The organism is Streptomyces sp. NPDC051104, assembly GCF_040682835.1.
Taxonomy (GTDB): domain Bacteria; phylum Actinomycetota; class Actinomycetes; order Streptomycetales; family Streptomycetaceae; genus Streptomyces; species Streptomyces cynarae.
In genome coordinates this window covers 72,318-79,964 of the sequence record NZ_JBFBBS010000031.1, presented here as the reverse complement: position 1 = coordinate 79,964, position 7,647 = coordinate 72,318, and the positions used below count along the sequence as shown (strand labels likewise).

The window sequence follows — 7,647 nt, the reverse complement described above, 5'->3', positions numbered from 1 at the left end:
ACCACCAACGGCAACGGATCAGAGGACGTCACCAGTTCACGCAGCGGATACCGCGCCAGCACCGCATCCACCTCAGGCGTCAGCGCAGCCGCGAGACGGGAGGCCGCCGGGCGGCCGGTGTCGCGCAGGGCACAGGCCGCGGCCAGCAGCACGCCTTGCCCGTCCCCGCCCTCGGGGACGCCGGAGGCCGCGCGCTCGTACAGCCGTGCGCCCTCCTCCAGGACGAGCTCGGTGTCCATACCGGCCGGGATCTTGATCCTCGCGTGGTGGCGCCAGGTGCTGACCGGATCGCCCCACGCCTCCACGGCGTAGGTCCAGCGGCCCTCGCTCGGCAGGGAGACGGTGGCTCCCCAGCGGTCGGTGCCGGGGGCCAGTTCACGCATCGGTGTCCAGGGTCCCCGGCGGCCTTCGGCGTCGGTGAGGACGACGTTCGCGGCTACGGCGTCGTGGCCCTCGCGGAAGACCGTCGCCGAGATCTCGAACTCCTCACCGACCACGGCCTTGGCCGGGCGTCGGCCGCCGAGGACGAGGGGGCGTACGTCGAGGACGGGGATGCGTCCGAGGACGGGGATGCGTCCGAGGACGGGGCCGGTGTCCGGCGCCGGGCTCGGCCCCGCGCCCGAGGCGGGTTTCCGCTGGGCGGGGGGACCGGCGTCGGTCTGTCGTTCGGGGCTGGTGCCAGGTGCCGGGGGTGCCGGCGAGTGGTGCGTCGGGGGCATGACCGCTCCTGTCCGCGTCAACATGTCCGGGCGGATGGGGTGTCGGAAGGTGGGCCGGCGGGGTTACCGGTTGAGCCTTCCCGCAGTACGGGTGGGCATTCCGGCACTTTGTTAACTACTCACGCGTATGTCTACGTTCAAGACCGGCCGCATTCAGTACAGCCAAGAGGACCGGCCCCGCCCGTGACAAGGGGCGAGGCCGGTCAGCGTACGCGTGTCCGGTTAACCGACGGTCAAGGATTGTCGACCTGGAGCAGCTTGTTGGGCGACCCGATGCCCGCTCCCTTGATCTTCCCGGAGACCGCCCGCCGTACGAGGGCCTGGCTCACCTGCGCCGGGGTGGCCTTGGGATGGCGGGCCAGATAGAGGGCGGCGGCGCCCGCGACGTGCGGTGTCGCCATCGAAGTGCCGGAGAGCGTGGCGGTGCCGGTGTCGCTCGCGTTCGAGTCCGAGGTGATCGCCACGCCGGGGGCGAACAGGTCCAGGCTCCAACCCCAGTTGGAGAAGCTCGCCCGGGCGTCGTTCCGGTCGCCGGCGCCGACCGTGATGGCCTGATCGACCCGGGCCGGGGAGTACAGGCCGGCCGCGAGCCCGTCGTTGCCGGCGGCGACCGCGTAGGTGACGCCGGAGGCGATGGAGTTGCGCACGGCCGCGTCCAGCTGGGCGTTCGCGTAGCCGCCCAGGCTCAGATTGGCCACCGCGGGCTTCCTCGCGTGCTTGGTCACCCAGTCGATGCCGGCGATGACCTGTGCGGTCGTACCGGCGCCGTTGTCGTCGAGGACGCGCACGGCGACGACCCCGGCCTGCTTGGCCACCCCGTACGTGGTGCCCGCGATGGTGCCGGCCACGTGCGTGCCGTGTCCGTTGCCGTCCTGGGCGGTCGCGTCGTTGTCGACGAAGTCCCAGCCGTAGCTCGCCCGGCCGCCGAAGTCCTTGTGCGAGATGCGGATGCCGGTGTCGATGACGTACGCCGTCACGCCCGCTCCCGCCGGTTCGGGCCAGGTGTAGCCCTTGTCGAGCGGCAGGTTCGGCTGGTCGATCCGGTCCAGGCCCCATGAGGGCGGGTTCTTCTGGTAGTGGTCGAGCGCGACCCGGGTGTCCTGGACGACCGAGGCCACGCGGGAGTCCGCCGCGAGACGCCGGGCCTGCCGCTCGTCGACGGTCACCGCGTAGCCGTTGAGCGCACTGCCATAGGTGTGGCTGATTCTCGCCCCGTACTTCTCGGCGATGCCCTTGCCGGCGGCCGACAGGGCCTCCGTTCCCCCCTTGAGCGTCACGATGTAGCTGCCGCTGACGGCGCCGGGAGCACCGGCGCCGAGGACGGTTCCTTCCGGGGCGGCCTGCGCGGGCTGTGCGACGGCCGCGAGCGCCGCGACCGTGGCGATGGTGGTCAGACCGACCGCCCAGCGCAGACGCGCCTTTCTCATCCGTGCCATGACTCGAGTTCCCCTCCCAACTCGGCGCGGCCCGGCCGCAGTTCGCGACCGGTGCGCCGCCTGAAGCCTCTCGTGCGGGGGCGAACCACCACAAGGTCGCCTATGCGTGGGGAATCGGCCATATCGGGGATGGCGGATGTGTAAAAGTTGCGTTGTTTTCAGGTCGGCTCGGGTGGAGAGCGACGGGTTCGCGTCGGAGCCGGGGGCTGACCGCAAACAGCCCGTCCGGCGCTTGAGGAGGCCGTTCAGGCCGATCGGGGGTCTGGGCGCGGAGCCCCCCGGCGACGGCCGCCGCACTCCCGGATGCCTACGAACCCGGCGGTAACCACACCGACGCCGTCGCACCCACAGCGGAGCGCAGCGTACCGTCGGAGACGCTACGTACGTCCTCCGTGAAGGTGGAATTCGTGAAGGCCATCCGCAGGTTCACCGTACGTCCCGTCCTCCCCGAAGCCCTCCAGCCGCTGAGCGACCTGGCGCGCAATCTGCGCTGGTCGTGGCATGCGGAGACTCATGACCTCTTCCAGTCCGTCGACCCCGAACGGTGGACCGCCTCGGGCGGTGACCCGGTGCGGCTGCTGGGGAGCGTGCCGCCCGCCCGGCTCGCCGAACTGGCCGATGACCGCCGCTTCCTGCGCCGCCTCACCGCGGCTGCCGACGATCTGCACGACTACGTCACCGGCGAGCGCTGGTACCAGTCCCAGGACCGGTCCTCCGGCCTCCCCGCCGCCATCGCCTACTTCTCGCCCGAGTTCGGCATCACGGCCGCGCTGCCCCAGTACTCGGGCGGGCTCGGCATCCTCGCCGGGGACCATCTGAAGGCGGCCAGCGACCTCGGCGTCCCGCTGATCGGCGTGGGCCTGCTGTACCGGCACGGCTACTTCCGGCAGACGCTCTCCCGCGACGGCTGGCAGCAGGAGCACTACCCGGTGCTCGACCCGCACGAGCTGCCGCTCACGCCGCTGAGCGAGCCGGACGGCGCCCACGCCCAGGTCTCCCTCGGCCTGCCCGGCGGCCGCCGCCTCCAGGCCCGTGTCTGGCTCGCCCAGGTGGGCCGGGTGCCGCTGCTGATGCTCGACTCGGACGTGGAGGAGAACGACTTCGGCGAACGGGGCGTCACCGACCGGCTATACGGCGGCGGCAGCGAGCACCGGCTGCTCCAGGAGATGCTGCTCGGCATCGGCGGGGTGCGCGCCGTGCGCGCGTACTGCCGGCTGACCGGGCACCCCGAGCCGGAGGTGTTCCACACCAACGAGGGGCACGCGGGCTTCCTCGGCCTGGAGCGGATCGCGGAACTGTGCGAGGGCGGGCTCGACTTCGACGCCGCCCTGGAAGCCGTGCGCGCCGGCACGGTCTTCACCACCCACACCCCCGTCCCGGCCGGCATCGACCGCTTCGACCGGGAGCTGGTGGCCCGCCACTTCGGCCCGGACGCCGAGCTGCCGGGTATCGACGTGGAACGGATCCTGCGGCTCGGCATGGAGACCTACCCGGGCGGCGAACCGAACCTGTTCAACATGGCGGTGATGGGGCTCCGCCTCGGCCAGCGCGCCAACGGGGTGTCCCTCCTCCACGGCAACGTCAGCCGGGAGATGTTCTCGGGCCTGTGGCCGGGCTTCGACGCCGACGAGGTGCCGATCACGTCCGTGACGAACGGGGTGCACGCGCCGACCTGGGTGGCACCGGAGGTGTTCCGGCTCGGCGCGCGGCAGATCGGCGCCGAGCGCACCGAGGACGCCATGACGGAAGGGGGACGCGAGCGCTGGGACGCGATCGCGGAGATCCCCGACCAGGACATCTGGGACCTGCGCCGGGTGCTGCGCGAGCAGCTGGTCCTCGAGGTCCGGGAGCGGCTGTACGCGTCCTGGCGGCAGCGTGGTGCCGGAGCGGCGGAGCTGGGCTGGATCGCCGGCGTCCTCGATCCGGACGTCCTGACGATCGGCTTCGCGCGCCGCGTCCCGTCGTACAAGCGCCTGACGCTGATGCTGCGCGACCCCGACCGCCTGATGGAACTGCTGCTGCACCCCGAGCACCCGATCCAGATCGTGGTGGCCGGGAAGGCCCACCCCGCCGACGACGGCGGAAAGCGCCTGATCCAGGAGCTGGTCCGGTTCGCGGACGACCCGCGGGTGCGTCACCGGATCGTGTTCCTCCCCGACTACGGCATGGCGATGGCGCAGAAGCTCTACCCGGGCTGTGACGTGTGGCTGAACAACCCGCTGCGCCCGCTCGAGGCGTGCGGGACGAGCGGGATGAAGGCGGCGCTCAACGGCTGCCTCAACCTGTCGGTGCTCGACGGCTGGTGGGACGAATGGTTCCAGCCGGACTTCGGCTGGGCGATCCCCACCGCCGACGGCGCGGGCACGGACGAGGACCGGCGCGACGACCTCGAGGCGGCGGCGCTGTACGAGCTGCTGGAGCAGCGGGTGGCGCCGCGCTTCTACGAGCGGGGCCAGGGCGGGCTGCCGGACCGCTGGATCGAGATGGTCCGCCAGACCCTGATGCACCTGGGCCCGAAGGTGCTGGCGGGCCGGATGGTCCGGGAGTACGTGGAGCGCCTGTACACCCCGGCGGCCCACGCGCACCGGTCGATGACACCTCAGGCGGCGCGGGAGCTGGCGGGCTGGAAGGCGCGTGTGCGCTCCGCCTGGCCGTCGGTCACGGTCGACCACGTCGAGACGTCGGCCACGACGGAGACGGCGGAGCTGGGCACGACGCTGGCGCTCCGCGTCCGGGTCGGCCTGGGCGAGCTGGGGCCGGACGACGTGGAGGTGCAGGCGGTGGCGGGCCGCGTGGACATGGAGGACCGCCTGGAGGACGCGACACCGGTGCCGCTGAAACCGGCGGGCGGCCCGGACATGGAGGGCCGCTGGCTGTACGAGGGACCCCTGTCCCTGGACCGCACGGGCCCGTTCGGCTACACGGTCCGCATCCTGCCGTCGCACCGGCTGCTGGCGTCGAGCGCGGAGCTGGGGCTGATGGCGGTGCCGCCCGAGGACGTGGTGGGTGCGGCGGGGGTGCTGATGCGGTAGGGGCCCGCCCGAGGAGAGCGCCGAACAGGCAGGTCGTGGGCCGGCGACCGTGCGGCTGCGCACAACCGACTGCGCGGCCGCACGGTTCACTCGTCCGGATCCCCGCACAGCCTCCGCAGCACCGCCCCGCACCGCCGTGCGTACGCGTGCTGGAACCCCCGCGCGGCCGGCCCGCCCGCCCTCGTGTACCACTTGGCGGGCCGGCTGAAGGCCGTGATCGTCAGCCAGACCGTGCCGTCGCCCGTGCGGTCCACCACGAAGGACTCCTCGCCGCTCTCCGGGTGGCCCGGCAGCGTGCCGTACGCCCAGCCGGCGCGGCGGGGCTCCTCAAGCGTCCAGACCACGCGGCACGGGGCCTTGATCATGCCGGCCAGGGTGATGGTGACGTCCACCCCCGGGGCCGCCCTGTCCTCGGTGACCGAGAGGCCGACGCCCAGCGCCCGGTGCAGCTCCCAGGTCAGAACCGCCTCGGCGGCCCGGCGGAACACTTGTTCGCCCTCGCCGATGCGAGCACGGACGTGCAGCGGGCGGAAGCCCTCGGGGCAGTGGCCGGGCTCGCGGGTGGCGCCGACATCCTCGTAGGTGAAGGACATGCGCCCAGCCTAGGGCGGCCCCCGGCGTGACCTTCCCGCCGGGGTCGCCGTGTCGGCGTGCGTGCTAGTTCACGTTGACCGCGGACCAGGCCGCCGCCACCGCGTTGTACTCGGTGCTGCCGGAGCCGTACAGGGCGGACGCCGCGTTCAGGGTCGCCGTGCGGGCGCCCTTGTAGTTCGTCGTCGACGTCATGTACGTGGTCAGCGCCTTGTACCAGATCTGCAGCGCCTTGGCGCGGCCGATGCCCGTGACCGCGGAGCCGTTGTACGTCGGCGAGTTGTAGCTCACGCCGCCGATGACCTTGGCGCCGCTGCCCTCCGACAGGAGGTAGAAGAAGTGGTTGGCGACACCGGACGAGTAGTGCACGTCCTTGCTGCCGACGCTGGAGGACCAGTAGTCGGCGGAGCCGCCGTCCTTGCTGGGCTTGTCCATGTAGCGCAGCGGGGTGCCGTCGCCGTTGATGTCGATCTTCTCGCCGATGAGGTAGTCACCGGGGTCGGAGGCGTTGTTGGCGTAGAACTCCACGCCGGTGCCGAAGATGTCCGAGGTCGCCTCGTTCAGACCGCCCGACTCGCCGCTGTAGTTCAGGCCGGCCGTGTTGGAGGTGACGCCGTGGCTCATCTCGTGGCCCGCCACGTCCAGCGAGGTGAGCGGGTGGGTGTTCCCGGAGCCGTCGCCGTAGGTCATGCAGAAGCAGCTGTCGTCCCAGAACGCGTTCACGTACGCGTTGCCGTAGTGGACGCGGGAGTACGCCGCCTTGCCGTCGTTCTTGATGCCGCTGCGGCCGAAGCTGTTCTTGTAGAAGTCCCAGGTCACCTGGGCGCCGTAGGCGGCGTCGGCGGCGGCCGTCTGGTCCGTGGACGAGCTGGAGGCCGTCCCCGTGCCCCAGACGTCGTCCGAGTCGGTGAACAGGGTGCCCGTGGACGAGCTGCTGCTGTGCTTGAGGTTGTACGTCTTGTGGCCGCCCCGCGTGGTGTCGTACAGCTGGTAGGTCGACCCGGACAGGGTGGTGTTCAGGGTGACCGTGCCCGAGTACAGGCTCTTGCCGGTGCCGGTCTCGATGCCCTGGTACTCGTACAGCTTCTTGCCGGTGGCCGCGTCGGTGATGATGTGCAGCTGGTTCGGGGTGCCGTCGTCCTGGAGGCCGCCGACGACCGTCTCGTAGGCGAGGACCGGCTTGCCGCTGCCCGCCCAGATCACCTTGCGGGGCGCGCTGTCGGCGGCGGTCTTGTCCGAGCCCGCGGCCTTCGCGACGGTCAGCGCCTGCTTCTCGGCCGTCGCGGCGGCGATCTGCGGCTTGAGCGAGGCCACCTTGATGGCCGCGCCGCTCGCTCTGGTCACGCCCTCGGTCCTGCCGGACCTGGAGTGGACGACGAGGTCGCCGCCGAGGACGGGAAGGCCGGCGTAGGTGCGCTCGTAGCGGGTGTGGACCGTGCCGTCGACGTCCTTGACGACGTCCTTGACGACCAGCTTCTCCTTGGCGCCGAGGCCTATCTGCCGGGCCGTCTCGGAGGCGTTCTCCTCGGCCTTCGCGATGAGCGAGGTGCGGGCCGCGGCGGACAGGTAGGTCGGGGCGGCGGCGAGGGGCGCCTTGCCGGCGGAGGCGGCCTGGGTCTGGGCCGAGGCGTTCGCGGTCAGGCCCGTGGTGAGGAGGGCTCCGGCGGCGACGGCGGTCGCGATGGCCAGCGTGGTGCGCTGGTGACGCGCGTAGCGGGGAGTCACACAAGCTCCTTCTGTGGGGGATTCCGGTCGGCGTGGGGTTACCGGCCGGATCGGTTGTGAAGTTGCGGTGCATGTGCGGCAGCGGTGGAAGCTTGACATGAGGTCGCGTACATGTCAGGACCTCGAAGTGATGTTGGCCGAAAG

Annotated in this window: 5 protein-coding genes; 1 reads left to right on the top strand and 4 read right to left on the bottom strand. The window is 71.7% G+C overall.

Going from position 1 to position 7,647, the window contains the following annotated elements:
- Together AB0N14_RS30350 and AB0N14_RS30345 are read right to left on the bottom strand one after the other, a co-directional pair.
- Positions 1 to 719: maltotransferase domain-containing protein (locus AB0N14_RS30350; protein WP_366028892.1), on the bottom strand; the 719-nt coding region annotated here is incomplete at its 3' end.
- A 233-nt stretch (positions 720 to 952) separates the two neighbouring features.
- On the bottom strand, positions 953 to 2,155 hold the full coding sequence (locus tag AB0N14_RS30345; RefSeq protein WP_366028891.1) for a S8 family peptidase: 1,203 nt from the start codon (positions 2,153 to 2,155) through the stop codon (positions 953 to 955).
- Positions 2,156 to 2,562: 407 nt separating this feature from the next.
- Between AB0N14_RS30345 and AB0N14_RS30340 the strand changes: the two genes are divergently transcribed.
- On the top strand, positions 2,563 to 5,187 hold the full coding sequence (locus tag AB0N14_RS30340; protein WP_366028901.1) for a glycosyltransferase family 1 protein: 2,625 nt from the start codon (positions 2,563 to 2,565) through the stop codon (positions 5,185 to 5,187).
- 86 nt (positions 5,188 to 5,273) lie between these two features.
- Here AB0N14_RS30340 and AB0N14_RS30335 read toward each other — a convergent pair whose 3' ends face one another.
- Both AB0N14_RS30335 and AB0N14_RS30330 read right to left on the bottom strand, forming a co-directional pair.
- Positions 5,274 to 5,780, bottom strand: coding sequence for a DUF1990 domain-containing protein (locus tag AB0N14_RS30335; RefSeq protein ID WP_366028889.1), 507 nt, complete (start codon positions 5,778 to 5,780; stop codon positions 5,274 to 5,276).
- Between the two features lie 64 nt (positions 5,781 to 5,844).
- On the bottom strand, positions 5,845 to 7,503 hold the full coding sequence (locus tag AB0N14_RS30330; protein WP_366028888.1) for a M4 family metallopeptidase: 1,659 nt from the start codon (positions 7,501 to 7,503) through the stop codon (positions 5,845 to 5,847).
- Positions 7,504 to 7,647 lie beyond the last annotated feature (144 nt).

Bases quoted from the DNA above. Each gene is read 5' to 3' on its own strand.
- AB0N14_RS30345 (WP_366028891.1), bottom strand. From the start codon at position 2,155: ATGGCACGGATGAGAAAGGCGCGTCTGCGCTGGGCGGTCGGTCTGACC.
- AB0N14_RS30335 (WP_366028889.1), bottom strand. From the start codon at position 5,780: ATGTCCTTCACCTACGAGGATGTCGGCGCCACCCGCGAGCCCGGCCAC.